17 protein-coding genes and 1 riboswitch are annotated in these 26,355 nt (G+C 72.0%); of the genes, 11 read left to right on the forward strand and 6 right to left on the reverse strand.

The genetic code is table 11. The features are described from left to right. Positions 1 to 1,142: C40 family peptidase (locus tag GAS53_RS09895; protein WP_151477148.1), on the reverse strand; the 1,142-nt coding region annotated here is incomplete at its 3' end. Between the two features lie 7 nt (positions 1,143 to 1,149). Continuing rightward, positions 1,150 to 1,320, reverse strand: a riboswitch (cyclic di-AMP (ydaO/yuaA leader). 251 nt (positions 1,321 to 1,571) lie between these two features. On the opposite strand from GAS53_RS09895, the gene GAS53_RS55060 reads away from it, so the two are divergent. Next, the gene (locus GAS53_RS55060) at positions 1,572 to 1,712 is read left to right on the forward strand and encodes a hypothetical protein (protein WP_192583047.1); all 141 of its coding nucleotides are present in this window, start codon (positions 1,572 to 1,574) and stop codon (positions 1,710 to 1,712) included. Between the two features lie 222 nt (positions 1,713 to 1,934). Next, positions 1,935 to 4,421, forward strand: a complete 2,487-nt coding sequence (gene pcrA / locus GAS53_RS09900) for a DNA helicase PcrA (RefSeq protein ID WP_151477093.1) — start codon at positions 1,935 to 1,937, stop codon at positions 4,419 to 4,421. Between the two features lie 83 nt (positions 4,422 to 4,504). Here pcrA and GAS53_RS09905 read toward each other — a convergent pair whose 3' ends face one another. Together GAS53_RS09905 and GAS53_RS09910 are read right to left on the reverse strand one after the other, a co-directional pair. Then, positions 4,505 to 6,232 carry a M23 family metallopeptidase gene (locus tag GAS53_RS09905; RefSeq protein ID WP_151477094.1) on the reverse strand — a complete coding sequence of 576 codons (1,728 nt, stop codon included), beginning with the start codon at positions 6,230 to 6,232 and terminating at the stop codon, positions 4,505 to 4,507. Positions 6,233 to 6,559: 327 nt separating this feature from the next. Further along, entirely contained in the window at positions 6,560 to 7,486 is a 927-nt protein-coding gene (locus tag GAS53_RS09910; RefSeq protein WP_151477095.1) for an esterase/lipase family protein, read from the reverse strand. Between the two features lie 604 nt (positions 7,487 to 8,090). Between GAS53_RS09910 and GAS53_RS09915 the strand changes: the two genes are divergently transcribed. Further along, positions 8,091 to 8,507, forward strand: a complete 417-nt coding sequence (locus GAS53_RS09915; protein WP_151477149.1) for a cobalamin B12-binding domain-containing protein — start codon at positions 8,091 to 8,093, stop codon at positions 8,505 to 8,507. Positions 8,508 to 8,767: 260 nt separating this feature from the next. On the opposite strand, the gene GAS53_RS09920 is transcribed toward GAS53_RS09915, so the two are convergent. Continuing rightward, positions 8,768 to 10,447 (reverse strand): DUF5691 domain-containing protein, encoded by a 1,680-nt coding sequence (locus GAS53_RS09920; RefSeq protein WP_225858839.1) that lies wholly within the window; start codon positions 10,445 to 10,447, stop codon positions 8,768 to 8,770. 52 nt (positions 10,448 to 10,499) lie between these two features. Continuing rightward, the gene (locus tag GAS53_RS09925) at positions 10,500 to 11,852 is read right to left on the reverse strand and encodes an SWIM zinc finger family protein (RefSeq protein ID WP_151477096.1); all 1,353 of its coding nucleotides are present in this window, start codon (positions 11,850 to 11,852) and stop codon (positions 10,500 to 10,502) included. Between the two features lie 134 nt (positions 11,853 to 11,986). On the opposite strand from GAS53_RS09925, the gene GAS53_RS09930 reads away from it, so the two are divergent. The 7 genes from GAS53_RS09930 to sucD all read left to right on the forward strand — a co-directional run bounded on the left by GAS53_RS09930 (position 11,987) and on the right by sucD (position 23,255). Next, positions 11,987 to 13,183, forward strand: a complete 1,197-nt coding sequence (locus GAS53_RS09930) for an ATP-binding protein (protein ID WP_151477097.1) — start codon at positions 11,987 to 11,989, stop codon at positions 13,181 to 13,183. Continuing rightward, positions 13,180 to 15,843 (forward strand): DUF5682 family protein, encoded by a 2,664-nt coding sequence (locus GAS53_RS09935; protein WP_225858840.1) that lies wholly within the window; start codon positions 13,180 to 13,182, stop codon positions 15,841 to 15,843. Before GAS53_RS09930 ends, GAS53_RS09935 begins: the two co-directional genes overlap by 4 nt. Next, complete coding sequence (locus GAS53_RS09940; RefSeq protein WP_225858841.1) at positions 15,840 to 17,069, forward strand: VWA domain-containing protein; 1,230 nt, start codon at positions 15,840 to 15,842, stop codon at positions 17,067 to 17,069. The genes GAS53_RS09935 and GAS53_RS09940 overlap by 4 nt, the downstream gene beginning before the upstream one ends. Positions 17,070 to 17,313: 244 nt before the next feature. Then, entirely contained in the window at positions 17,314 to 18,423 is a 1,110-nt protein-coding gene (locus GAS53_RS09945) for a hypothetical protein (protein ID WP_151477098.1), read from the forward strand. 273 nt (positions 18,424 to 18,696) lie between these two features. Beyond that, entirely contained in the window at positions 18,697 to 20,721 is a 2,025-nt protein-coding gene (locus GAS53_RS56170; RefSeq protein ID WP_225858842.1) for a hypothetical protein, read from the forward strand. Positions 20,722 to 21,169: 448 nt separating this feature from the next. After that, the gene (sucC, locus tag GAS53_RS09960; protein WP_151477099.1) at positions 21,170 to 22,348 is read left to right on the forward strand and encodes an ADP-forming succinate--CoA ligase subunit beta; all 1,179 of its coding nucleotides are present in this window, start codon (positions 21,170 to 21,172) and stop codon (positions 22,346 to 22,348) included. Positions 22,349 to 22,370: 22 nt separating this feature from the next. After that, a complete protein-coding gene (sucD, locus tag GAS53_RS09965; protein WP_151477100.1) occupies positions 22,371 to 23,255 on the forward strand; it encodes a succinate--CoA ligase subunit alpha in 885 nt (294 codons plus the stop codon). Positions 23,256 to 23,372: 117 nt separating this feature from the next. Here the strand turns inward: sucD and GAS53_RS09970 are convergent, their stop codons facing one another. Next, on the reverse strand, positions 23,373 to 24,236 hold the full coding sequence (locus tag GAS53_RS09970; protein ID WP_225858843.1) for a SigE family RNA polymerase sigma factor: 864 nt from the start codon (positions 24,234 to 24,236) through the stop codon (positions 23,373 to 23,375). A gap of 100 nt (positions 24,237 to 24,336) precedes the next feature. On the opposite strand from GAS53_RS09970, the gene GAS53_RS09975 reads away from it, so the two are divergent. Beyond that, complete coding sequence (locus GAS53_RS09975; protein WP_192583048.1) at positions 24,337 to 26,256, forward strand: cell division protein PerM; 1,920 nt, start codon at positions 24,337 to 24,339, stop codon at positions 26,254 to 26,256. Positions 26,257 to 26,355: the final 99 nt, after the last annotated feature.

A 26,355-nucleotide genomic window follows, 5' to 3' on the forward strand; every position in this document is an offset into this window, starting at 1 on the left:
ACCACACTGTGGATCGGCATGTAGTAGATCGACTCCTCGCGGACGTACGCCCCCGGCTTGGGCGCGTGGATCATCATGCCGTCGCCGATGTAGACGCCGACGTGGCTGATGTCGTCGTAGAAGAAGACGAGGTCACCGGGCTGGGCGCTGTTCACGGAGACCGTCGTGCCGGCATTGACCTGGTCCCAGGTGGTGCGCGGGAGTGTGACGCCGGCCGCCTTCCAGGCGGCCTGGGTGAGGCCGGAGCAGTCGTACGAGCCGGGGCCGCTCGCGCCCCAGACGTACGGCTTGCCGATCTGGTCGCGGGCGAACGCGATCGCCTTGTCGGCCTTGGCCGTGTAGGAGGTGTCACCCGTCCCCGAGGTGCTCCCCGTACCCGTGGAGGTGCCGGTGTCCTGGTGGGCCTGCGCCGCCGCCTCCTGGCGCCGCCGCTCCTCCTCGGCCGCCTGCTGCCGCGCCAGCTCCTCGGCCTTGCGCCGGGCCTCCTCCTGCCTCTCCCGCTCGATCGCCGCGAGCCGCGCCTTCTCCTCGGCGGTCAGCTTCGAGAGGAGTTCGCGCGCCTCGGCGAGCTTCCGCTGGACGTCCGCCTTCGACGTTTTCAGCGTGCTCTGCGTCGTGGTGAGCGCCTCCAGGCTCTCGGACGCCTCCTGCCGCTTCTCCGTCGTGGCGGCCTGCTGCGTCGCGTAGTCGTCGACGGCCTGCTTCTGGCGGCTGGTCAGCCGGTCCATCAGCTGGGTCTGGTCGAAATAGTCCTGCGGGTTGTCCGCGAGGAGGAGGGAAGCCGTGTCGGGGGCCGAGGCCCCCGTGCGGTACTGCGCGGCGGCGAACGTACCGAGCTCCTCGCGCGCGGTGTTGAGCTTCTCCGTGCGCTTCGCGACATCGTCGAGCAGGGTGTCGACGTGCTTGCGCTGCTTGGTGGTCTTCTCCTTGGCCGCGTTGTACTTCCCGGTGGCCGTCTCCGCCTGACGGTAGAGGTCGTCGACCTTCTTCTCGACTTCCTCCAGGCTCGGCTTGGGCTCCGCGGAGGGCGAGGCGTTGGCCGTCTGTGACAGCAGGGCCACCGAGGTCAGGGCCGCGGTGGCGAGAGCCGGCGTCCGTATGCCCATGGGACTGGGGGGCCGCGACTTGCGGTGTGGCGCCACGAGGGCGTCTCCTTCCGTCATCCGCCTACCGAGTTAGCTGTCGGGTTCGGGCGGGTGCTCCGGAAGGTTTGCCCTACGGTCCTTCTCCCAGAAGGGAGTTGGACCGATTCACCCCAAGGTCGGTGGGTCCCCGGCTCCGTCGGCCACAAGGGCGTACCGGACTCGGCGGAGGCCGCTCGGCCCGGCGATGTTCGCCGGTGCGGGTCGGACGGCCCACCTGAGAAGTTAGCCAATTCGTGTGGCCCCTGTGAAGTTTGATGTGCGATATGCCCGATACATTTTCGTGACCTTAGCCTTGAGCTTCGCTCTCCGGGGTCAATCCGGAGGGATCTGTGGTGAGTTGTCCGGGCCCGCGCCTGCACGGTCTTCCCGACCACGACAAGAACGAGTCCGTGCCCACCTCCCTCGCCCTCGGCCCCGACGGCCCGCGTGCCCAAGGTCCCGCACGACGGGAAGGTGTACGTGTCGGCCTGGTCGATCGCGGACCGTAATGGGGCGGCGCTCGAGGGTAAGAAGACGCCGAGTGGTCAGGTCTGGAAGATCCTCGGCTTCTCAGCACCCGGCTTCTGAGCACCTGGTTTCTGAGCACTCGGCTTCCAGAGGCCGGCCGCCATGGTCCCGGCCTCGAGCCGGGCCCGGCCTCTGCAGGGCGGGCCCGTGGGATGCGAGCCGGTTCCGGAGGCTCCGGGGCGTCGGCCTCGGGTGCCCGGCCTTTGGCGGTCGGGTTCGAATTCCGTCGAGTTTCCAGGGTGGCGGCGGGGTGTCAGTGGGGGCGCCTAGACTCGGAGAGCGATGAGCAGCCTCTTTGATGACAGCTTCCTGGCGGACCTCAAGCCCTCACAGGCCCACGAGGAAGAGCCCCCGCCGCCGTCCGAGGACGAGACGCCGGAGCAGGTTCCGGACGACTTGTTCGGCGGCCGCTTCGACGTGCCGCCGAGCAGGGACGGGTACTACCGCGACGGCGCGCCCCGGCCGCACGTGGACCCGGCCGCACTCCTGGACGGGCTGAACGAGAACCAGCGCGCGGCGGTGGTCCACCACGGCTCCCCGCTGCTCATCGTGGCCGGCGCGGGCTCCGGCAAGACCCGGGTGCTCACGCACCGGATCGCCTATCTGCTGGGCGAGCGCAGGGTGCACCCGGGCCAGATCCTCGCGATCACCTTCACGAACAAGGCCGCGGGCGAGATGAAGGAGCGCGTCGAGCAGCTCGTCGGCCCGCGGGCGAACGCGATGTGGGTGATGACCTTCCACAGCGCGTGCGTGCGCATCCTGCGGCGTGAGTCGAAGAAGCTCGGCTTCACGTCGTCCTTCTCGATCTACGACGCCGCCGACTCCAAGCGCCTCATGGCCCTGGTCTGCCGTGACCTGGACCTCGACCCCAAGCGCTTCCCGCCCAAGTCGTTCAGCGCCAAGATCTCGAACCTGAAGAACGAGCTGATCGACGAGGAGGACTTCGCCGCCCAGGCCGCCGACGGCTTCGAGAAGACCCTCGCCCAGGCCTACGCGATGTACCAGTCACGGCTGCGCGAGGCGAACGCGCTGGACTTCGACGACCTGATCATGACGACGGTCAACCTGCTGCGCGCCTTCCCGGACGTCGCCGAGCACTACCGCCGCCGCTTCCGCCACGTACTGGTCGACGAGTACCAGGACACCAACCACGCGCAGTACGCGCTCGTGCGGGAACTCGTCGGCACCTCCGAGCACCCCGTGGACGTACCGCCCAGCGAGCACGACCTCCAGCCCGCCGAGCTGTGCGTCGTCGGTGACGCCGACCAGTCGATCTACGCCTTCCGCGGCGCCACCATCCGCAACATCCTCCAGTTCGAGGAGGACTACCCGGACGCGACGACGATCCTCCTGGAGCAGAACTACCGCTCCACGCAGACGATCCTGAGCGCCGCCAACGCGGTCATCGAGCGCAACGAATCGCGCCGCCCCAAGAACCTGTGGACCAACGCGGGCGCGGGCGCCCGGATCACCGGCTACGTGGCGGACACGGAGCACGACGAGGCCCAGTTCGTCGCCGACGAGATCGACCGCCTCACCGACTCCGGCGACGCGAAAGCGGGCGACGTCGCCGTCTTCTACCGTACGAACGCGCAGTCCCGTGTCTTCGAAGAGGTCTTCATCCGCGTCGGCCTGCCCTACAAGGTCGTCGGCGGCGTCCGCTTCTACGAGCGCAAGGAGGTCCGGGACGTCCTCGCGTACCTGCGTGTGCTCGCGAACCCCGAGGACTCCGTGCCGCTGCGCCGCATCCTCAATGTCCCCAAGCGAGGCATCGGCGACCGTGCCGAGGCGATGATCGACGCGCTCTCCCAGCGCGAGAAGATCAGCTTCCCGCAGGCGCTGCGCCGCGTCGACGAGGCGTACGGCATGGCGGCCCGTTCGACCAACGCCGTCAAGCGGTTCAACACGCTGATGGAGGACCTCCGGACGATCGTCGAGTCGGGCGCCGGCCCGGCCACCGTCGTGCAGGCGGTGTTCGAACGCACTGGTTACCTCGCCGAGTTGCAGGAGTCCACCGACCCGCAGGACGAGACCCGCATCGAGAACCTCCAGGAACTGGCCGCCGTGGCCCTGGAGTTCGAGCAGGAGGCCGGTGAGGGCGAGGCCGCGGGCAGTCTCTCCGACTTCCTGGAGCGGGTCGCGCTCGTCGCCGACTCCGACCAGATCCCGGACGAGGAAGAGGACGGGTCCGGCGTGATAACGCTCATGACCCTGCACACCGCCAAGGGCCTCGAGTTCCCGGTGGTGTTCCTGACCGGCATGGAGGACGGCGTCTTCCCGCACATGCGGGCGCTCGGCCAGACCAAGGAGCTGGAGGAGGAGCGGCGGCTCGCCTACGTCGGCATCACGCGCGCGCGGGAGCGGCTGTATCTGACCCGTTCGTCGATGCGCAGCGCCTGGGGGCAGCCCTCGTACAACCCGCCGTCCCGCTTCCTTGAGGAGATCCCGGACGCGCATCTGGAGTGGAAGCGCACGGGGTCCATGGGCGCGGTGCCCTCCGGCCCGGCCGCGGGTGTGGCGGCCTCGCTGTCGTCCTCCCACTCCCGCTCGGCGGCCTCGGGCGCGTCAGGCTTCGCCACGCGCCGCGGCGCCGCGGAGAAGCCGGTGGTGTCGCTGGCGGTCGGAGACCGGGTCACACACGACCAGTTCGGCCTCGGCACGGTCGTCGGCGTGAAGGGCACGGGGTCGAACGCGGAGGCGACGGTCGACTTCGGCGAGGACAAGCCGAAGCGGCTGCTGCTGCGATACGCGCCGGTGGAGAAGCTGTAAGCCCCTGAGGGGTCACGTCCCGAGGGGGCACGTGGGGCGGCTTCGCCTCCGACCCCAAGGGGTCACGTGGGGTCGAGGAGGAGTCACGTGGGGTCGAGGCCGTGGCTCCTGAGCCACGGCAGCGGGTCGATCGCCGAGCCGCCGCCCGGGCGTACCTCGAAGTGGAGGTGCGGGCCGGTCGAGTTGCCGGAGTTGCCGGAGTACGCGATCGGGTCGCCGGCCTTCACCACGGTGCCCGAAGCGACCTTGTACGTGGAGAGGTGGCAGTACCAGGTCTCCGTACCGTCCTTGGCCGTCACGATGATCATGTTCCCGTACGCGCTGTTCCACTGCGTACGGACGGTTCCGTCGGTCGCGGCCAGCACCGTCGTGCCGTACGAGACGGGGAAGTCGACGCCGGTGTGCACGGACATCCAGTTGATGCCGGCCTGGCCGTAGTAGGCGCTGAGCCCCTTCTGTTCGACCGGTAGCGCGAACTTCGGCCGCAGCCGCTCCTTGCGCGCCGCCTCCGCTGCCGCCTTTTGCTTCTCGGCGGCCTGCTGGGCCTTCAGGTCGATGCGTTCCTGCGTACGGCTCGCACGGTCGGCGAAGTCGTCCGCGTCCGCCGAGAGGTTTTCGAGCTGGGTGTCCAGCTTGTTGTTCGCGGCCGACGGCTGCACGGCGCTCGCGTCGGGCGCGGCGGCCGTCGTCTGGACGTCGTTGTCGCTGCCGCCGGTCACGGACGCCGCGGCGATCCCGGCCACGCCCATCACGCACGCCGAGGGCACGGCGATCGTCAGCAGAGCGGAACGCTTCGGCGGGGTCCGGCGGCGGGACCGGGACGCGGAACGGCCGGCCGCGCGTGACGCGGAGCGGCCGGCCGGCGCGGCGGTGGCGACGGGAGAGACCCCCTCGACGCCATCGAGGAGCGGGGGTTCATCGGGGGAGTAGCTGTGGTCACCGGTACCGGAGTCCGCGTCGGCGTCGTCGGAGGGGTTGAACTCGCCTTCCGCGGTGGCCTGTTCCTCGTACGGGACCTGCTCGAAAGTAGTGGTGGCCTGCTGGTGGTCGTACGACCCGTGCCGATCGTAGGACTCGTGCTGGTCGTACGAGCTTTGCTGGTCATAGGACTCGTGCTGGTCGTACGAGCCTTGCTGGTCGTAGGACTCGTGAGCGGCCTGATGCTCGACGTGGTTCTGATCCTGGCCCTGGCTCTGGTGGGCCTGGGGGTGGGGCTGGTCGCCGCCGTCCGAGTTCCACGCCGTCGCGTCGTACGTGCCTGTCTCGAAGGTCGGCGCGGTCCACTGCTGGGCGTGGTCGACCGGGTCGGCCTGGTGCCAGGCGTTCGCGTCCCACTGGCCGGTGCCCTCGGGGCTCGTGGCCTGCGCCGGGATCTGGCCGAGCTGCTGGTAACCGACGTCCGGCCAGACGCCGCTCGTGTCATAGCTGCCGGTCTCGTAGGCGGCGTGGTGCTGGGCCGCGTACGGATCGTAGTTCAGCGTCTGATGGCTGCCGGTGCCCCACTGCGCGGCGTCGTACGAACCCGTGCCGCCCCCGCTGCCGTCGGTTCCGCCGCCGTTGCCGGGGAGGTCGCCGAACAGGGGGTCGGTGTCGAAGTGCGTCGTCGCGTAGGCGCCGGTCGTGTCGTAGCTGCCCGTCGTGCCGTACGTGCCGGAGGCGGTCGCGTCAAAACCAGTGGCGGCGTATGCGCCGTGCGTGGTGAAGTCGCCGTACTGGACTCCCTGCTGGCCATAGGACGCGTGATGCGCCGAGGCGGCCTCGGGAGCCGGAGCCGGGGGAGTTACGGTCCCCGACGGGTGACGGTCGTTCACCAACTTCTCTTTCGCCTCGACGACAGGGGCTGGCAGAGCAGTGCGGCGACTGTACCCGGCGGTATGAGGGCGCGACAATCTTCGGCAGGTTTCCCCCTCTCAGGAAACGGGCATTCGGCCGCCTTTCGGCGGACGGCGGGCACAGCTTTGGCCTTGCGTTCGATGAATGTTCGAAGAAATGCGGGTCCCCGGAGTCGGCTGCGGAGCTTCCGGCGACGATTTCCGGTTACGCCACCAGCTGTTGTGTCACCAACGCTTCGCCGCGTCGGTTGACGTCATGTCCCTTTGCGTCGCTACCCGTTACGGCACTGTTTGCGTCGCTACCCGTCACGCCACTGTGAGGCCGCCGGTCCGGGCGGCGGCGCGGGCGCCTGTCTCCTCGGCGTCCAGGGCCTGCCGTATACCGGCCGCGACGGCGGGGTGCACGGGCAGGGCGAGGTGCCCGATTCCGCTCACCCGGACGTTCTGCGCGAGCAGGTCGGGGTGCTCGATGCACGCGGTCTCCAGCGGGTCCATCAACTGGTCGAGGTCGCTCCAGAAACTCACGAACCGCGTCCGGCAGTGCGGGGCCGGCCGGCACAGCTCCTCGAGCACGTCGGAACCGGGACGCATCTGGCGGACGATCGGGTGCGCGTTCATCAGCGGCGCGACTCGTGTGCCCGAGTGCGGCGTGCCGAGCGTGACGAGGGTCCGGACGCGGACGTCACCGCCCAGACGCTGCGCGTAGTAGCGCGCGATCAGTCCGCCGAGGCTGTGCCCGACGATGTCCACCTCGTGGTGACCGGTGCGCTCGCAGATCTCCTCTATGTGCCGGCCGAGCAGCTCGGCTGCGGTCCGTATGTCGCAGGTCAGCGGAGAGTAGTTGAGCGACTCGACCTGCTGCCTGCCGTGCTGGGCCAGGGAGCGGCGCAGGAGCACGAAGACCGAGCGGTTGTCTATGAAGCCGTGCAGGAGGACGACCGGGGGCTTGGCCGGGGTGAGGAGCCGGGGGGTGTCGGGCGTGTCGTCGGTGCCGACGTCGGCGCCTGTGCCGGTGGTGCTTGTGCCGGTCGGATCGGCCGGGATGCGGGGTGGGATCGGGGTCGGGCGGCGCTCCGGAGTGATGCCGGAGGGGTACAGGAGGAGGTGGCCCGCGAGGATCGCGATCTCCAGGGCGGTCGCCTTCAGGAGGGTGAGTGAGAGTCCGGCCAGTCTGCTGGGCAGCAGGCGCTGGCAGAGCGGAATGAGGGGCGACACTGCCCAGGTGACCTTCATGGCCGACCTCCCGTCGGCGCACGGGAGGACGACTCCGTCCCCCGTGTGCCCTCGTGAGAAGCCGGCGACAAGGAAGGCGACGGTGCACGTGCGGCGTGTGTGACGCCGGTGGGGCGACGGGGCTGCCCGTCGTCGTGCGATCGCCGATGCGCCGCACCACCGTGCCGCGCGGCTGACGGCGCGGCGGTGCGGCGACCTCGTAGCGGCTCCCCTTGCGCCCGGTCCCAATGCGGTTCATCGACCGCAGGGTGCGGCCCATGTGCCGCATGGTGCGGGATCGGTGCGCGGCGAACTTGTCCCATCGTGTGATTTCCCCCTCGGTCCGCACCGCGAAACTGCCGGTTGCGGGATGCTGGCGATAACGTTCGTTCACTTCCCCCGGCCGTGCGGTGCGGGGTGGGTGTGCCACTGGGGCATATCTGACGTGGGCGCGGTGGCGGCGAGTCGCCGTCGCGGTCAGCGGGTGCTATCAGTCGGTAGTCGGGTGCTGGCACTCGGTACAGGTCAAAATGTCGGTACAGATCGAACAACGGCGGTCGACGGATGACGGTCGATGTCGAAGCAGATCTCTGCAGATCGGTGTAGTCGGTTCATGGAGGCAGTGATGGGTGTGGCAGCCGGTCCGATCCGCGTGGTGGTGGCCAAGCCGGGCCTCGACGGTCACGATCGCGGGGCGAAGGTGATCGCGCGGGCGCTGCGCGATGCGGGCATGGAGGTCATCTACACCGGTCTCCATCAGACGCCCGAGCAGATCGTGGACACGGCGATCCAGGAGGATGCCGACGCGATCGGTCTCTCCATCCTTTCCGGTGCCCACAACACGCTTTTCGCCGCGGTCATCGAGCTCCTGAAGGAGCGCGATGCGGCGGACATCAAGGTGTTCGGCGGCGGGATCATTCCTGAGGCGGACATTCCGCCGCTGAAGGAGAAGGGCGTCGCGGAGATCTTCACGCCCGGGGCCACGACGGCGTCGATCGTGGACTGGGTGCGCGCGAACGTCCGGCAGCCTGCCGGGGCGTAGGGCTCCACCGGGTGGATGGGCGCGGGTTGAGTTGGGCTGGTCGCGCCCACCCGGCGGAGCCGCACATGTCACAGCCCCGCGCCCCTGAAGAAGTGGTGCTCGCGGCTGAATGCCATCTGCGGGTTGTCCTGGGCTGAGCGCGCAGTTCCCCGCGCCCCTTACGGGGCACGTCCGCGCTGCTGTCCTGCGTAGCCGTGGGCAATCGTGCCGCTGGGGCGGCACCCGTCCCAAAGAGAGCGGCACATGACAGGGACCCGTACTCACATCTCCGTGAGCTCCCTCTGCATCGCCGCGCGCAGGCGCAGGGTGGTGACCAGGCGTTGGAAGGACTCCGCCCAGTAACCACCGGCGCCCGGGGCCGCGTTCTCCGGTTCGTCGGGGATGGCTGTGAGGGATTCGAGGTGGGCGGCCTCGGAAGGGTCGAGGCAGCGCTCGGCCAGGCCCATGACTCCGCTGAAACTCCATGGATAACTCCCCGCGTCGCGCGCGATGTTGAGGGCGTCGACCACGGCCCGCCCCAGAGGTCCCGCCCAGGGCACCGCGCACACCCCGAGCAGCTGAAACGCCTCGGACAGACCGTGCACGGCTATGAATCCCGCCACCCAGTCGGCCCGTTCCGCAGCCCTCAGCGTGCCGAGCAGCTTCGCCCGCTCGGCGAGCGACACCGCCCCAGGCCCGCCGGCCTCCGGTGCCGCGGGAGACCCGAGCAGTGCCCGGGACCAGGAAGGGTCACGCTGCCGCACCGCCGCCCTGCACCACGCAGCGTGCAGCTCGCCCTGCCAGTCGTCGGCCACGGGCAGCGCCACGATCTCCTGCGGCGTACGTCCCCCGAGCCGCCGCGACCAGGTGCCGAGCGGTGCCGCCTCCACCAACTGGCCCAGCCACCACGATCGTTGGCCCCGTCCGGCCGGAGGCTGGGGAACCACTCCGTCCCGCTCCATGCCGGGATCGCACTCGTGCGGCGCCTCGACCACGATCGTCGGCGTGCCGTGCGTATGGTCGACGGCCACGCAGGACCCGGCGCGCTCCGCCATCCGCCCGGCGAGCGCGGAGCCGGGCAGGGCGGACAGCAACTCCGCCGCCGTGGCCCGCACATTGCGGCTCCGGTCGGCCAACGCCTGCTCCAGGAAGGGCTCGTCCGCCGCGCACAGTCCCGTCCGCAACGAGTCGAGGAACATCAGCCGGTCCTCCGCCCGCTCGGTCGCCCATGTCGTGGCGAGCAGGTCCCGTGCCGCCCCCGCGTCCCGTGCCCGTATCGCGGAGAGGAGCGCGACCCGCTCGGCGAACAGGCCCTCCTCCCACAACGTCCGCACCTTCCCCCACTCGCGGCTTTGCTCGAGCGGGGGCCCTCCCATGGGCTCTTCGAGGCCCGGCAGGGCCGCACCGCCGCCCGGCGTCGACCGCAGCGCGAAGCGCCAGTCCGGGTTCAGCCGGGCCAGCCACAGCGCCCGCGGTCCCGCGAACGCCAGCACCGCCGGCCGTAGGTCCGTACGCCCCCGGGCCGCGTCCAACAGCGCCGGCAGCGCCTCCGGGGGTGCCGCGCACCCGCGGCGGTTTGCCGTGGCGAGCCATTGCGGCAGCAGCTCCATGAGATCGGGAGCCGCCCCTCTGCGGCCGCCGCCCGCCGCCCCGGAGCGGTCGGCGAGCAGCATCGCCAGCCGGCGCGCGGCCGCCGACGGCAACGCCGGTCGCGGATCCTCCGCCGCGGGTTCCAACCGGGCCGCCGCCCGCCCGGGCCGCATCCCGGCCCGCCGCCGCACGGTCTCCACGGCCGCCGCGTCCAGCAACGCCGCCGGGGCCTCCCGCCCGGCCGCCACTCCTGACGGCGTACGCCGCGCGGTCCCCAGCAGCGCCGAGGTCACGAGCTCCTCCCAGCGGCTCCCGCCAGACGTGTCCGTGACAGCCGCCGCCGTGCCCGTGGGGGCGGGGGTCCTGTTCATGAGAGTCCCTTCCATAGATCCATCGGCGGTGAGGAGGCTGGAGGCGGTGGCATCAGCACAGGGTCACCGCCTCTCCAGGGCCCTCCGGCCAGGCCGTGAGCGGGGTGAAGCCGCGGTGGCCGCACTCTCCGAAGACCGTGACCGGTGTGCCGCCGGAGAGGGCGACCAGGCGCCACAGACCGGATCGGGACTGGGCGGCGGGGGTGAGCGGGAGGGCCAACTCGCCGTCGGCATCCGCCAGTTGCCAGCTGTCGCCGTCCGGGGTCGGTATGACGCGGCCGAGCGTCACCGGGTGGGAGTCCAGCCACGGGTCGTCCCGGAGAGCCTCGCCGTACTGAGCCGCCGCCCGTGCCACGCTCACCCCGGGCGGCCGGAGCGGCACGGGCGCAGGAGGCGTGAACTGCTCGCCCAGCGCGACCCGCAGCTGTCCCGCACCCGGATACGCGGACACCTCCGCGTCGAGCGCCAGCCCGACAGGCAGCGCCAGTTCGGGTGCGCGGCCGGCCGCCCCGTACGACAGGAGCAGGGCCGTGCGCCCCGACTCCGCCCCGTGCAACCAGATGCGGCGCGTCGTGAGGCGGCTGTCCGCCGTGTCGTACTGGGCCAGGACCAGCCAGTGGTCGCGCACCGGAGGGCCGTCCGCCGAACCGGACAGCCCGATCCGCGAACGGACCGTCGCCGCCAGGCCGTCCGGCAGCCGCTCACGGCGCAGCCAGCCCTGGTCGAGGAGATGGAGCAGCGCGCACTCCTCCAGCAGCCGCACCGGCCAGCCGGGTCCCGACGACGGGATCGCCCCCAACTCCCGCACACGCCCTGCCAGTCCCGGTGCCTGCGCGTCGACCATCCGGGCCGCGGTCTCCTCCCACAGCCCGTACCCCGCCTGCTCCGCCGCGGCCAGGCCGCCCCGCAGCAGGTCGGCCAGCCGCTGCTCCAGCTCCGCCGCCCCCGCGGTGATCTTCTCGGCCCGCCGCTCCGCCCTGCGCCGCGCCGCCTCCGGGTCACCCGAGGACGGGGAACCCGCCGCGCTCGCCGCTCGCTTGTCGTCCGCGCACTTCCTCCTCCCCTCTATCCACTCTCCCGCCCAGTCCGGCGCCTGCCCCCGCGGCACCGTGCCGTCCTCGCCCGCCCAGAGCAGCAGCAGTCCCAGCGCGTGCTTGCACGGGAACTTGCGGCTCGGGCAACTGCACTTGTACGCGGGCCCGGTGGAGTCCGCGATGTCGATCACCGTCCGGTACGGCTTGCTGCCACTTCCCCTGCACAGTCCCCACACCGTCCCCTCGTCAGAACTGCCCGCCTCCGACCACGGCCCGGCCGCGCCGAGCTTGCTGCCCGCCTTGCGTGACGCGGCGTCAGGCGCCAGTGCCAGCACCTGATCCGCAGTCCAGCGCACCCCCTGCTGAGTCATGTCATCGAAGGTAGATCCCACCACTGACAATCGATCGAGCCGAGTGCCTTTGCGCAGGTCAGGGCCGATTGTCAGTGGCGTGGTGCACGGTGGAACCAGATCCGAACCGGCCGAGCCGCAAGGGGGACCGCTCCATGTCCGTGTCCGTCGACCCGACGTCCGTCGACCCGAGCCAGCACCACTCCACGCCCGTGGGCGGGGACGGGAGCGAGGGCGCGCCCACGTCGCCGTCCGCGCCCGCGCGAGAAACGGGCGAGGAGCTGCGGCCGCACGCCGAGGACGCGTTCGCCGCCGAGCTCGCGGCGCTGGCCGCGCAGGACGACCGCCCACGCCCGGCCCGCTGGCGGATGTCACCGTGGGCCGTCGCGACCTACCTGCTCGGCGGCACGCTCCCGGACGGCACGGTGATCACACCGAAGTACGTGGGGCCGCGCCGCATCGTCGAGGTCGCCGTGACCACGCTCGCCACCGACCGGGCGCTGCTCCTGCTCGGCGTGCCCGGCACGGCGAAGACGTGGGTGTCCGAGCACCTCGCCGCGGCGGTCAGCGGCGACTCCACCCTGCTCGTGCAGGGCACGGCCGGCACGCCGGAGGAGGCGATCCGCTACGGCTGGAACTACGCGCAGCTGCTCGCGCACGGCCCGAGCCGCGACGCACTCGTCCCGAGCCCGGTCATGCGCGCGATGGCGGAAGGGATGACGGCCCGCGTCGAGGAACTGACCCGCATCCCCGCCGACGTACAGGACAGCCTCATCACGATCCTGTCGGAAAAGACCCTGCCGATACCGGAGTTGGGGTCTGAGGTGCAGGCCGTAAGGGGCTTCAACCTCATCGCGACCGCCAACGACCGCGACCGCGGGGTGAACGACCTGTCGAGCGCCCTGCGCCGCCGTTTCAACACGGTGGTCCTGCCGCTGCCGGAGAGCGCCGACGCCGAGGTCGAGATCGTCTCGCGCCGGGTCGACCAGATCGGCCGCTCTCTCGACCTGCCCACAGCGCCCGACGGCATCGACGAGATCCGCCGCGTCGTCACCGTCTTCCGTGAGCTGCGCGACGGGCTCACCGCCGACGGCCGTACGAAGCTGAAGTCGCCCAGCGGCACGCTGTCCACCGCGGAGGCCATCTCCGTCGTCACCAACGGGCTCGCCCTGGCCGCCCACTTCGGGGACGGCGTCCTGCGCGCGAGCGACGTCGCCGCGGGCATCCAGGGCGCCGTAATCCGCGACCCCGCCGCCGACCGCGTCATCTGGCAGGAGTACCTGGAGGCGGTCGTCCGCGAGCGCGACGGCTGGAAGGACTTCTACCGGGCCTGCCGGGAGGTGGGCGCGTGAGCGGAATCCTGCCGGAGGCTGAGCGGGCCGAAGGTGTCGGGCGGGGGCCGGGGCCGTTGCTGCTCGGGGTGCGGCACCACGGACCCGGTTCGGCACGGGCCGTACGGGCTGCCCTTGAGGCGTCGAGCCCGCGCACCGTACTCATCGAAGGGCCGCCGGAGGCCGACGCGCTGATCGCGCTCGCCGCCGACGAGGGTATGCAGCCGCCTGTCGCACTCCTCGCGCATGTCGTGGATGAGCCGGGGCGGTCGGCGTTCTGGCCACTGGCCGAGTTCTCCCCGGAGTGGGTGGCCATCCGCTGGGCCCTGGAACACGATGTTCCGGCCCGCTTCATCGACCTCCCGGCCACGCACACGCTGGCGTGGGGGCGCGAGGAGGCGCCGGATGGGTCCGCGACACCGGACGGGCCGGATGCGGACGGAGAGCCGGGTACCTCCGGCACAGGTCCGTCGGCTGATCCGGGAACGGGCGAGCCCGAGACGCCGGAGACGGCGGGCAGCGGTGCGGCCGAGGAGGCCATCCGGATCGACCCGCTCGCCGTGCTCGCAGAGACCGCCGGGTACGACGACCCCGAGCGGTGGTGGGAGGACGTGATCGAGCACCGGGGGCTGCGGGACGGGGACGCCTTCGCGCCGTTCGAGGTGCTCGGCGAGGCGATGGGGGCGCTGCGGGAGGCGTACGGGACCGGGGGGCACGAGCGGGATCTCGTGCGGGAGGCGTATATGCGGCTCCAAGTGCGGGCGGCGCAGCGTGAGTTCGGGGACGACGTGGCCGTGGTGTGCGGGGCCTGGCACGTGCCCGCGCTGCGGCAGAGGACGACCGTCGCCGCCGACCGGGCGCTGCTCAAGGGGCTGCCCAAGGCGAAGGCCGACATGACGTGGGTGCCCTGGACGCACCGGCGGCTGTCGCGGGTGAGTGGTTACGGCGCGGGGATCGACTCGCCGGGCTGGTACGGGCACTTGTTCAGCACGGCCGACCGCCCGATCGAGCGCTGGATGACGAAGGTGGCCGGGCTGCTGCGGGACGAGGACCGGCTCGTCTCGTCCGCGCACGTCATCGAGGCCGTGCGGCTCGCCGACACGCTCGCCGCGATGCGGGGCCGGCCGCTGCCGGGCCTCACCGAGACCACCGATGCCGTACGGGCCGTGATGTGCGAGGGCTCGGACGTACCGCTCGCGCTCGTACACGACAAGCTCGTCGTCGGTGACGTGCTGGGCGAGGTGCCCGCGTCGGCGCCCGCGGTCCCGTTGCAGCGCGACCTCGCGCGGATCCAGCGGCGGTTGCGGCTCAAGCCGGAGGCGCAGGAGCGGGAGCTGGAGCTCGACCTGCGCAAGGAGAACGACGCCGAGCGCAGCAGGCTGCTGCACCGGCTGCGGCTCCTGGGCGTCGAGTGGGGCGAGCCGGTCGCGTCGCGCGGCAGTACCGGTACGTTCCGGGAGACCTGGCGGCTGCGCTGGGAGCCGGAGCTGGCGGTGCGGGTCGCCGAGGCCGGGGTGTGGGGCACGACCGTGGTCGCCGCCGCGACCGCGAAGGCCGAGACGGACGCCGTCGGCGCGGGTTCGCTGGCCGACGTCACGGCTCTCGCCGAGCGCTGCCTCCTCGCCGAACTCCCGGACGCGCTGCCCGTGGTGATGCGGATTCTCGCCGACCGTGCCGCCCTGGACGCCGACGTCGGCCACCTCGCCCAGGCCCTGCCCGCCCTGGTCCGCTCCCTCCGCTACGGCGACGTACGCGGCACGGGCACACAGGCCCTGGCCGAGGTCGCCGCGGGTCTCGCGGAGCGCGTCTTCGTGGGCCTGCCCCCGGCCTGCGCCGCGCTGGACGCGGACGCCGCCGAGGAGATGCGGGGGCATGTGGACGCGGTGCATGGGGCGGTGGGGTTGCTGGGGGAGGGAGAAGACGAGGACGACGAGGACGAGGACTCCGCGGCGAGTGAGTCAGGGGGCAAGGGCGAGCCCAAGTCCGAGCCCGACATCGGGGCCGAGTCCGAGCCCGACGTCGGAGCCGGGTCTGGGGCCGAGGCTGGGTCTGGGTCTGGGTCTGGGTCTGGTGCGAGCTTCGGCTCCCCCGGCTCCCCGGCCGGCTCCGGGCCCCGTGCCGGCATACGTGGCCGTTGGCACGCCGTGCTGGGCACGCTCTCCGGGCGGGACACGGTCCCCGGGGTCATTCGGGGGCGGGCCGTCCGACTGCTGCTGGACGACGGGGAGTTGGCGCAGGACGAGGCCGCGCGGCTCATGGGGCTCGTGCTGTCGCCGGGGACGGCGCCGGGGGACGCGGCCGCGTGGATCGAGGGGTTCGTCGGTGGGGGTTCCGGGGGCGGGATGCTGCTCGTGCACGACGAGCGGCTGCTCGGGCTGGTCGACGCCTGGCTGACCGGGGTGCCGGGGGACGCGTTCACCGATGTGCTGCCCTTGCTGCGGCGCACGTTCTCGGCGTACGAGCCCGGGGTGCGCCGCACTCTCGGCGAACTGGTCCGGCGCGGCCCGGGAACGCGCGGGAGTGCCATGGCCGCCTCCTCCGGCATACCCGGCTTCGCCCCCGACCTCGACGCCGAACGTGCGGACGCCGTACTGCCGGTGCTGCGCCTGCTGCTGGGGCTGGACGAAACCGAGGGCGCCGATGACGCCGATGACAACGACCTTGTGGGGGTGGCCCGATGAGCACGGGAGTGACTGACCAGGCCGATCACCTCGCCGAGAACGAGACCGAGAACGAGGTCGGCCCGGCCGATGCCTCTGCTGAACGGCTGCGGCGCTGGCGGCTCGTGCTCGGCGGGGAGGAGGCGGACGGCACCGGGTGTGCGCTCGGCGGGCGGGACGCCGCGATGGACGGGGCGCTGAGCGCGTTGTACGGGAAGGACGGCAAGGCACGGGCGGGGCGGGAGCGGTCGGCCGGGCTGGGAGCGTCGGCGCCGTCCGTCGCGCGCTGGCTCGGGGACATACGGACGTACTTCCCGTCCTCCGTCGTCCAGGTCATGCAGCGGGACGCCATCGACCGGCTCGGCCTGTCCACCCTGCTGCTCGAACCGGAGATGCTCGAGGCGGTGGAGGCCGACGTCCACCTGGTCGGCACCCTGCTGTCGCTCAACAAGGCCATGCCCGAGACGACCAAGGAGACGGCACGGGCGGTCGTACGCAAGGTGGTCGAGGACCTGGAGAAGCGGCTCGCGACCCGGACCCGGGCGACCCTCACCGGAGCCCTGGACCGCAGTGCCCGTATCAACCGGCCCCGCCACCATGACATCGACTGGAACCGCACGATTTCGGCCAACCTCAAGCACTACCTGCCCGAGTACCGCACGATCGTGCCCGAGCGGCTCATCGGGTACGGGCGCGCGTCACAGTCCGTGAAGAAGGAGGTCATCCTCTGCATCGACCAGTCGGGGTCGATGGCGGCGTCGGTCGTGTACGCGTCGGTGTTCGGCGCGGTGCTCGCCTCCATGCGGTCCATCAACACCCGGCTCGTCGTCTTCGACACGGCCGTGGTCGACCTCACCGACCAGCTCGACGACCCGGTCGACGTGCTCTTCGGCACGCAGCTCGGCGGCGGGACGGACATCAACAGGGCGCTCGCGTACTGCCAGTCGCAGATCACGCGCCCCGCCGACACCGTGGTCGTGCTCATCAGCGACCTCTACGAAGGGGGCATACGGAACGAGATGCTGAAGCGGGTCGCGGCGATGAAGGCGTCGGGGGTGCAGTTCGTGACGTTGCTCGCGCTGTCCGACGAGGGGGCTCCCGCGTACGACCGTGAGCACGCGGCGGCGCTCGCGGCGCTGGACGCACCGGCGTTCGCCTGCACGCCCGACCTCTTCCCGGAGGTGATGGCGGCGGCGATCGAGAAGCGCCCACTGCCGATACCGGACACCGGGAGCCCGGGGCGGTAGGGGCAGTAGCGGCACAGGCAGGAGTGGCGCAGGAGGTCGCGGCAAAGGCGGTTAACGGCGCATGTGGTGCTGGGACATGGAAAACCGGACATGAGTGTCCATCGGTAACAGGGGACTTGCGCAACCTCCGGAGTCCCGTGCGAGGATCGGCAGGTCTTCAGGGGGCGCGCAGCGTTAGGCCGCGCCCCTCGTTCTGCCCCACCTCGACACGCCTCGTCCCTCCGCACGGGAGACTCGCCCCGTCTTGACCCTGTCAGCCGCACTGCCCGGTGTCGCTCTGCGCGTGACGCGTACGGCGGCGGGGAGGCGTGCGCTGCAAGTGGTGCTGCTGGTGGGCGGGTTGTTCGTGCTGGGGCTCCTCTTCGGTGAGCAGGCCGGAGCGGCGGACGGTGCCGCGTCGACCTCGACCTCGGCCTCGGCCTTGCCTTCGGCCCCGACTCCGACTCCGACGCCGTCGCTGTCGCCGTCGGAGGTTGTCCGTTCGGTGGAAGGTTCGGCCGAGCGGCTGCTGGCGAGCTCGGTCGGGCAGTCGGCGAAGGGTTCGCAGCAGTGGGCCGAAGAGCGGCCGACGGGCTCGAACTCGCCGTCGTCGGCCACCTCGCCATCCTCGGCCACCTCGCCATCCTCGGCCACCTCGCCGTCGTCGGCCACCACCTCCGAACTCGCCGGGCTCCCCAAGGCGATCACGCCGATCACACCGATCACGCCCGTGACCGACGGAGTCCAGCGCGTCGTACGCCCGGTCACCGCGACCGTTGAGCCTGTCGTGCGCCCGGTCACAGGCCGCGTCGTACCGTCGGCCGTCGATGGTGTCGTACGGCCCATCGGGGGTCTGGTGGATCAGATCACCGGTGGGATCGCCGAGCCGACGGCCCCGCCGCAGTGGTGGCCGTCGATGCCTGAACTCCCCACGCTGCCGGGCCTTCCCGGGCTTCCGGGGCTGCCCGGCATCCCGGGCCAGACGTTGCCGGTCGGTACGGCACCGCAGCAGCCGGGCGGAGTGACGGAGAGGCACCAGGCGGCCGAGGAGAAGGCGCACGACAAGAGCGTGGCGGCGTACGGGCCGCAGCTCGCCGGCGGCCCGGTGGCCGTCGGCGCCGAGGTGGGCCAGGACGCCCACGCCAATGACACGCGAGCCGAACACGCGCCCGCGCACGACGCTCCCGACGGCGACCCCACGGGTGCGTTGGGACGTCATTCCGCGGTCGACAACGGGTCGTCGCGGCACGGCGACGCACAGGCCGTCGCATTGAACGAACGGGCCCGGCCGACGCTGGTGCCCGGCGCCGCCGCGGACGTCACCGCGGCCGGGACCCGGGACAGGCACCGGGACATTCCGGCGTTCCCCGGCTAGGACGGACCTTCCCCCGCTGAGACCTGCCGCGCGGGGGCGGAACAGGTCCGCCCGTTCGTCCGGACATCCCTCCGATCTCCGGACGCGACCAGCCGGACGCAACCCCGGGCTCAGCCACCGGATGCGCACCGCTGCCGCAGTCGTCGGTCCTCAACTCCCCTGACCGGCACCGCGCATCGGCCATCGCGCCACGGAGGCCCGGTCTCCGGCACCCGGAATGCCCCCACACCACACGTCCCGAACTCTCGGTATCCCGAAGGATCTGACGCACGCATGCACAAGAACATTCGCCGTTCCATCGTCATAGCCGCCGGCGTCACCGGCGCCTGGGCGCTCGGCTCCGCCGTCGCCAGCGCGGACGAACTGTCCGCGACGTCCGCCTCCGTACCCGACGCGTCCCTGTCCGTGGACGACACGGACGGCACGCTCGGCACGATCACGAACACCGTCACCGACACCGTGACCGACACGGTCTCCGGTGTCACCGGCGGCACGGTCGCCGACACGGCGCAGACCGCCCAGGCGACCGTCAGCGACACGACCGCCGACGCGAAGGCGACCGCCGACGCGAAGGCGACCGTCGACGCGAAGACGAAGGCGGCCGATCAGGCCCGCCAGTACGTCGAGGGCGAGCTGCCCGCGCACCAGGTCGCCCACCGGGCCGTGCAGGCGAAGGCCACCGCCCACACCGCGGGCTCCACGGTCGCATCGGCCGCCCAGGAGACCAAGGCCGCGGCCGGCACGAAGGTCAAGGCCACGGCCGAGGCGGCGGACGCGATGTCCGACACGGCGTCCGACGCCACCGCGCCCCAGGACGAGGTCGACTACCTCTTCGGCCCGCTGTCGGCGTTCGCGCCGAAGCTGGAGCAGGCTCTCGCCGCCGCGCAGACGCAGCTCGGGGCCGCCCAGCGCACCGCCACCGGGGCCACAGGCGTTCCCTCCGGCGCCCGTGCCAAGGTCCAGCAGACCGTCGCCACCGCCGGCCGCACGGCCACCGAAGCCCGTCGCACCGCGAACACCGCGCCCAACCAGGTCCAGGGCACTCTCGACGCCGTCCCCGCCCAGGTCCAGGGCACGGTCACCGGCGCCAGGGGCCAGGTCCACGGCACCGCCACCGAAGTCCACGGCACCGTGGCCACCGCCGGCGGCCGGGCCCAGGCCACCGTCACCTCAGTGAAGGCCGAGGCGGCCGGCACCGTCACCGGGCTCCCCTCCACCGTTCACGGCGTCCAGGGGACCGTCACCCCGGTCGTCGACGAGACGGCCGCCTCCGTGCTGCCGCCCGTCGCCGCCACCGCCGTCCACGGCGTCACGCCGATCGCCGGGCAGGCCGTCACCGGCGTCACCCCCGTCGCCGGCCAGACCGTGACCGGTGCCACCCCCTACGCCACCGGCGCCGTGGCCGGCGTGGCCCCGGTCGCCGACCAGGCCGTCGGCGACGCCACCTCCCTGGCCTACGGCGTGGTGGCCGACGTGCGCTCGTACACCGACGGAGTCACCGGCGACGTGGCCCCGTACGCGACGGGCGTGGTCGGGGGAGCGGCCCCGTACGCGACCGGCGTCGTCGGCGATGTCACGCCCTACGCCACCGGCGTGGTCGCCGACGTCCAGCCGTACGCCACCGGTCTGGGCGGCCAGGTCACCGACGAGACGGCCGCCTCCGTGCTGCCGCCCGTCGCCGCCACCGCAGTGGACGGAGCGGTCCCGGTCTCCGGACAGGCGGTCGGGGACGCGAGCACGCTGACGGGTGGCGTCGTCGGCGACGTCCAGCCGTTCGCGGGCGGCGTGGTCGGCGAGGTCCCGCCGCTCGCGTACGGAGTGGCCGGCCAGGTCGACCCGTTCGTGTACGGAGTGGCCGGCCAGGCCGACCCGTTCGCGCAGGGTGTGGTCGGCCAGGTGTCCCCGTTCGCCGAGGGCGTCGTCGGCGCGGTGCAGCCGATCGTGGACACCGTCGTCCAGTACGTCCAGCCCGCCGTGGACGGCGTCGGCGGCAGCGCCACGACGCTGGCGTACGGCGTCACGGGCGACGTACGGCCCTTCGCGGACGGTGTGGCCGGCGAGGTCGCCCCGTTCGCGGGCGGCGTGGTCGGTGAGGTCGCCCCGTTCGCGACCGGGGCGGTCGGCCAGGTCGACCCCTTCGCGCAGGAGCTGACCGGAACGGTCGAGTCGGCCGCCGGCCCGCTGGCCGGAAATGCCGCCATCGGCGTCCAGGGCGTGGCGGAGTCCGTGACTCCGAGCTACCTGACGACGGCCCAGCACGGCCAGTACGGCCAGTACGGCTCCCCCTACGGCGTCTGACCGACGCTCCCGCCGTACGGCCGCGCCCGGCGGCCGGCTGTACGGCACCCCATCCGACTCCGCAGGGCCCCGGCCCCGTACGGCCGAAAGCCATCGGTCCGTCCGACCGAAACCCTGCGGCTGGGGCGGGTGGTCCCCATTGGGGTGGGGACCGGCCGCTCCGCGCCCCTTAGGTCACCCTTCGGGGCTGTTCGAGGGGCCTCACCAGGCAAACCCCAGCCTGGTGAGGCCCTTTAGACTGGCAATCTGTGACCGTAATCACCGCCCAGGTGTGATCTGCGATTTAGGGACCCGCCGTCGGCGGCGATAACCTGCGAGACGGACATGCCGCGTGCCGGCCCCGTGCCCACGCCCTCCTTGTGACCGCGCAGTCACGTTGCCCTTCGCGGCACGCCCACGCAGACAGCTAACCGCAGAGCGGCGAGATCACTGATAGGGACGGACGCGCGTGGACCTGTTCGAGTACCAGGCGAGGGACCTCTTCGCCAAGCACGGTGTACCGGTGCTGGCCGGTGAAGTCATCGACACGCCTGAGGGGGCGCGCGCGGCGACCGAGCGTCTTGGCGGCAAGTCCGTCGTCAAGGCCCAGGTCAAGGTCGGTGGCCGCGGCAAGGCCGGCGGCGTGAAGCTGGCCGCCACCCCGGACGAGGCCGTCGCCCGCGCGACGGACATCCTCGGCATGGACATCAAGGGCCACACGGTCCACAAGGTGATGATCGCCGAGACGGCTCCGGAGATCCTCGAGGAGTACTACGTCTCGTACCTCCTCGACCGTACGAACCGCACCTTCCTCGCCATGGCCTCCGTACAGGGCGGCATGGACATCGAGGAGGTCGCCGAGAAGACCCCCGAGGCCCTCGCCAAGGTCCCGGTCGACGCCGTCGAGGGCGTCTCGATCGAGAAGGCCCGCGAGATCGTCGCCCAGGCGAAGTTCCCGGCCGAGGTCGCCGAGAAGGTCGCCGAGGTCATGGTGACCCTGTGGGACACCTTCATCGCCGAGGACGCGCTGCTCGTCGAGGTCAACCCGCTCGCCAAGGTCGCCTCCGGCGACATCCTGGCGCTGGACGGCAAGGTCTCCCTGGACGAGAACGCCGACTTCCGCCAGCCGGAGCACGCGGCCCTCGAGGACAAGGACGCGGCCGACCCGCTCGAGGCCGCGGCCAAGGCCAAGAACCTCAACTACGTCAAGCTCGAGGGCGAGGTCGGCATCATCGGCAACGGCGCGGGTCTCGTCATGAGCACCCTCGACGTCGTCGCGTACGCCGGTGAGGCCCACGGCGGCGTGAAGCCCGCCAACTTCCTCGACATCGGCGGCGGCGCCTCGGCGCAGGTCATGGCCAACGGTCTCGAGATCATCCTCGGCGACCCGGACGTCAAGTCCGTCTTCGTCAACGTCTTCGGTGGCATCACCGCCTGTGACGAGGTCGCCAACGGCATCGTCCAGGCACTGCAGCTGCTCGCCGACAAGGGCGAGGAAGTCACCAAGCCGCTCGTTGTCCGTCTCGACGGCAACAACGCGGAGCTGGGTCGCAAGATCCTGTCGGACGCCAACCACCCGCTGGTGCAGCGCGTGGACACCATGGACGGCGCGGCCGACAAGGCCGCCGAGCTGGCCGCGGCCAAGTAAGGGACGAGGGAAAACCACAGCCATGGCTATCTTCCTCAACAAGGACAGCAAGGTCATCGTCCAGGGCATGACCGGTGCCACGGGCATGAAGCACACCAAGCTCATGCTCGCCGACGGCACCAACATCGTCGGCGGTGTCAACCCGCGCAAGGCCGGTACGACGGTCGACGTCGACGGCACCGAGATCCCGGTCTTCGGCACGGTCGCCGAGGCGATCGAGAAGACGGGCGCCAACGTCTCCGTCCTCTTCGTGCCGCCGGCCTTCTCCAAGGCCGCCGTCGTCGAGGCCATCGACGCCGAGATCCCCCTCGCGGTCGTCATCACCGAGGGCATCGCCGTCCACGACTCCGCCGCCTTCTGGGCGTACGCGAAGTCGAAGGGCAACAAGACCCGCATCATCGGCCCGAACTGCCCCGGTCTCATCACCCCGGGCCAGTCCAACGCCGGCATCATCCCGGGCGACATCACGAAGCCGGGCCGCATCGGCCTGGTCTCGAAGTCCGGCACGCTGACGTACCAGATGATGTACGAGCTCCGTGACATCGGCTTCTCGTCGGCCGTCGGCATCGGTGGCGACCCGATCATCGGTACGACGCACATCGACGCGCTCGCCGCGTTCGAGGCCGACCCCGACACCGACCTGATCGTGATGATCGGCGAGATCGGCGGCGACGCCGAGGAGCGCGCGGCCGACTTCATCAAGGCCAACGTGACGAAGCCGGTCGTCGGCTACGTCGCCGGCTTCACCGCGCCCGAGGGCAAGACCATGGGCCACGCCGGCGCCATCGTCTCCGGCTCCTCCGGCACGGCCGCCGCGAAGAAGGAGGCCCTCGAGGCCGCCGGCGTCAAGGTCGGCAAGACGCCGACGGAGACCGCCAAGCTGGCCCGCGAGATCCTCGCCGGCTGAAACGGCTGAAACGGCTGAAACGGCTGAAACGCCTGATCGCTGGTACGTGGCCGGGCCCGCACTCCTTCTCCAGGGGTGCGGGCCCGTCCGCGTTTCCCGGTGTTGTCCCGGCGTTCCTCAGCGGGTCTCGGGAATCACCCTCTCCGGGCCTTTCCCGAACGTCGAGCGGAGCTTGGTACGGAGCTCCACGTCCTTCTCGGACAGAGATCCGGGACCCGAGCGCGGCGGTACACCGTGGACCGAAGCCCCCGGGGCCTGCGGGGCTTCATAGTGATCGGGAGCCGTGCGCACCGTGAGTGCGGTGGAGCCGATGAGCAGGATCGTGAAGGCGATGGCCGCGCGGGTCCAGCGGCGGGCGCGGCGCTCGCTGCCCGAGCGCACCACGACGGGCTTCGCGGTGGCCCGTAGCCCCTCCGTGCTCCCGAGCTCCGTCAGCCGGCACCGCAGCTCCTCCGGGTCCGCCAGGTCCGGGAGGCGCGCGGCGACGGCCTCGCGCGCGTGCAGCAGCCGGTTCGCCGCCGCGGGGGTGCTCGCCTCCGACTCGGCCGCGGTCTCCGGCAGACCGAGCCCGAGACCGTCGTACAGGAGCAGCGTGCGGCGGTACACCGGCGGCAGGTTCAACAGGGCGGAGAGCAGCCGGCGGTCGTCCAGGGCGGCGGGCGGCGGCTCGGGGACGCGGTGGCGAAGGCGCAGCCGGTGCCAAGGGGACATCGCGCACTCGTACGCCGCCGCGCGCACCCAGCCCGCCGGATCCCGGTCGACGGCCACCTCCGGCCAGCGCTGCCACGCCAGTTGGAAGGCCCGCTCCACGGACTCGCGTGCCAGCTCACGCCGCCCGGTGAGCAGATAGGTCTGCCGTACGAGGGCGGGGGCGGCGAACGCGTACAGGGCGTCGAAGGCCTGAGCGGGAGTCAGGGCGGCAGTGGGGGTGGAGGTGGCCGCCGAGTCGGGGACAGGGGAAGGGGCAGCGGTTTGCGTCACCTGGCGGCGCCCCTTCGTACGTAAAAGCACATAAACCGTATATTGAGCGACACATCCATGGTTCGCCTGTTACGACGGGAAAGCGCGTGTCGTTGGGAGCATGGCGAGCGTGACTCGGATGACAGACCGCAGCCCGTCATTGCCGCCCCAGCTCACCCGCTCGCGCGAGAGGCCGCCAGGACTGGCCGCGGGGCTGGTGGGCGGCGCGCTCGCGGCGGGTCTCGGGCTCGGCGCGTTCGCCGTACTCGTCATGGTCCTGTGGATCAGTTCGCCCTACCCGGACAGCGGTCCTGACGGGGCGCTGCACATCGCGGCCGCGATGTGGCTGCTCGCGCACGGCGCCGAACTCGTCCGTACGGACACGCTGTCCGGCGTACCCGCGCCCGTCGGCGTCACCCCGCTGCTCCTGGTCGCACTGCCCGCGTGGCTGCTGCACCGCGCGGCACGCGACGCGGCGTACGGCGACGCGGAGTCGGTACCGCCCGCCGTCCGCGCGGCATGGGGTGGTGTCGTCGCCGGTTATCTGACGGTCGGCGCGGCCGCCGCGGTGTACGCCTCGAGCGGTGCGCTGCGGCCGTCATGGGTGTCGGTCGCGGTGTGGCCGCCGCTGCTCGCGGTGATCGCGGCGGGGGCGGGCGTGTGGACGGCGTACGGGCGCCCGCGGGGGCCCCTGCCGCAGTCCGTGCGCCGGGCTCTCGACGCCCTCCCCTTCTCTGCCGGCGCCCGGCTTCCGACCGCCGTGCGCGCCGCGAGTGCGGGGGTGGCGGTGCTCGTGGGAGGCGGGGTCGTGCTCGTCGGCGCCTCGCTGGTGTGGCACGGAGGCCTGGCCCGCGAGTCGTTCTTGCAGCTCACGGAGAGCTGGTCGGGCCGCTTCGCGGTGCTGCTGCTGGCACTGGCCCTCGTCCCGAACGCGGCGGTGTGGGGGGCGGCCTACGCCCTCGGACCGGGTTTCGTGCTCGGGGACGGGCACGCGGCGGCCTCCTTGTTGTCGTCGCCCGGTTCGCTGCTTCCGCCAGGTTCGCTGGTGCCGCCGTTTCCCCTGCTGGCGGCGGTTCCGGAGGCGGGACCGGGGACTCCCGTGAACTGGGCCGCGGGAGCTGTGCCGTTGGTGGCGGGGGTGGTGGTGGCCTGGTTCGCGGTGGGGGCGGGGGTTCCGCGGAGGCACGATGCGGGGGAGGTGGGCGCGGTTTCGGCGACGGCCGGACGGGCGGGGACGACTTCGCCGACGACCCGGCCCGACGCGGCCTGGTCGTGCGGGCGGACCGCCGGGAACGTGGCGCTCGCGGCACTTCTCTGCGGGCTGGCCCTCGCTGCACTCGCCGCCCTGGCGGGCGGACCCCTCGGGGTGGCCACGCTCGCCGACTTCGGCCCCGTCTGGTGGCAGACGGGGCCCGCGGCGGCGGGGTGGATCGCGGCGGTGGGCGTGCCGGTGGGGCTGGCGCTGCGGGCCTGGCGGCTGCGGGAACCTCGGGTGCGGCTGTGGGTGCTTCGGGCACGGGGGCCTCGGGCCCGGAGTCGGCGGGTCGAGGAGCTTCCGGTCCAGGGCCAGGTCCAGGGGCGTGCGGCCCAGGAGCCGTCGGCCCGCGAGCTTCCGGTCCGCGGGCTTCCAGTCCAGGAGCCTCCGGTCCAAGAGTCCTCGGTCCAGGAGCCCTCGGTCCAGGAGCCTCCGGCTCGGGATCGGCAGGCTCACGTTCCGGGTTACGAGCAGTCGAGAGCCCTGTTCAAGTCCCCCGAGCACCCAGGGCCCTCTGAGCAGGCCCCTCGGCCCGGACCCCACGTTCAGAAGCCGCGGCCGCGGACCACCTGGCTCTCACGCGTACGACTTCGGCGGCGCCCGGAGGCGCGGCACGCCACCTCCGCCGACAGCCGCCCCACCCCGGACCCCGACTTCGAGCCGTACGACTTCCTGCCTCCCACCGACTCCTTCGGCTCCCTCTGGCACGACGACGCCTCACGAGAGACCCGCTGGGCCGCTCTCAAGGAGGCATCGACCCCTACGGATCCCCCGAACCCCGCCTGAACCGGATGGAGATCGCCGAGCGGGTGGGCGGCGGAGCATCCGTGTGCCAGGCTTGCCGAAGTCCTTGAGTGGCAGGGTCCGGGAGTCGCACGTCGGGGA

This window comes from Streptomyces albicerus, from assembly GCF_008905045.1.
GTDB classification, from domain to species: Bacteria; Actinomycetota; Actinomycetes; order Streptomycetales; family Streptomycetaceae; genus Streptomyces; species Streptomyces albicerus.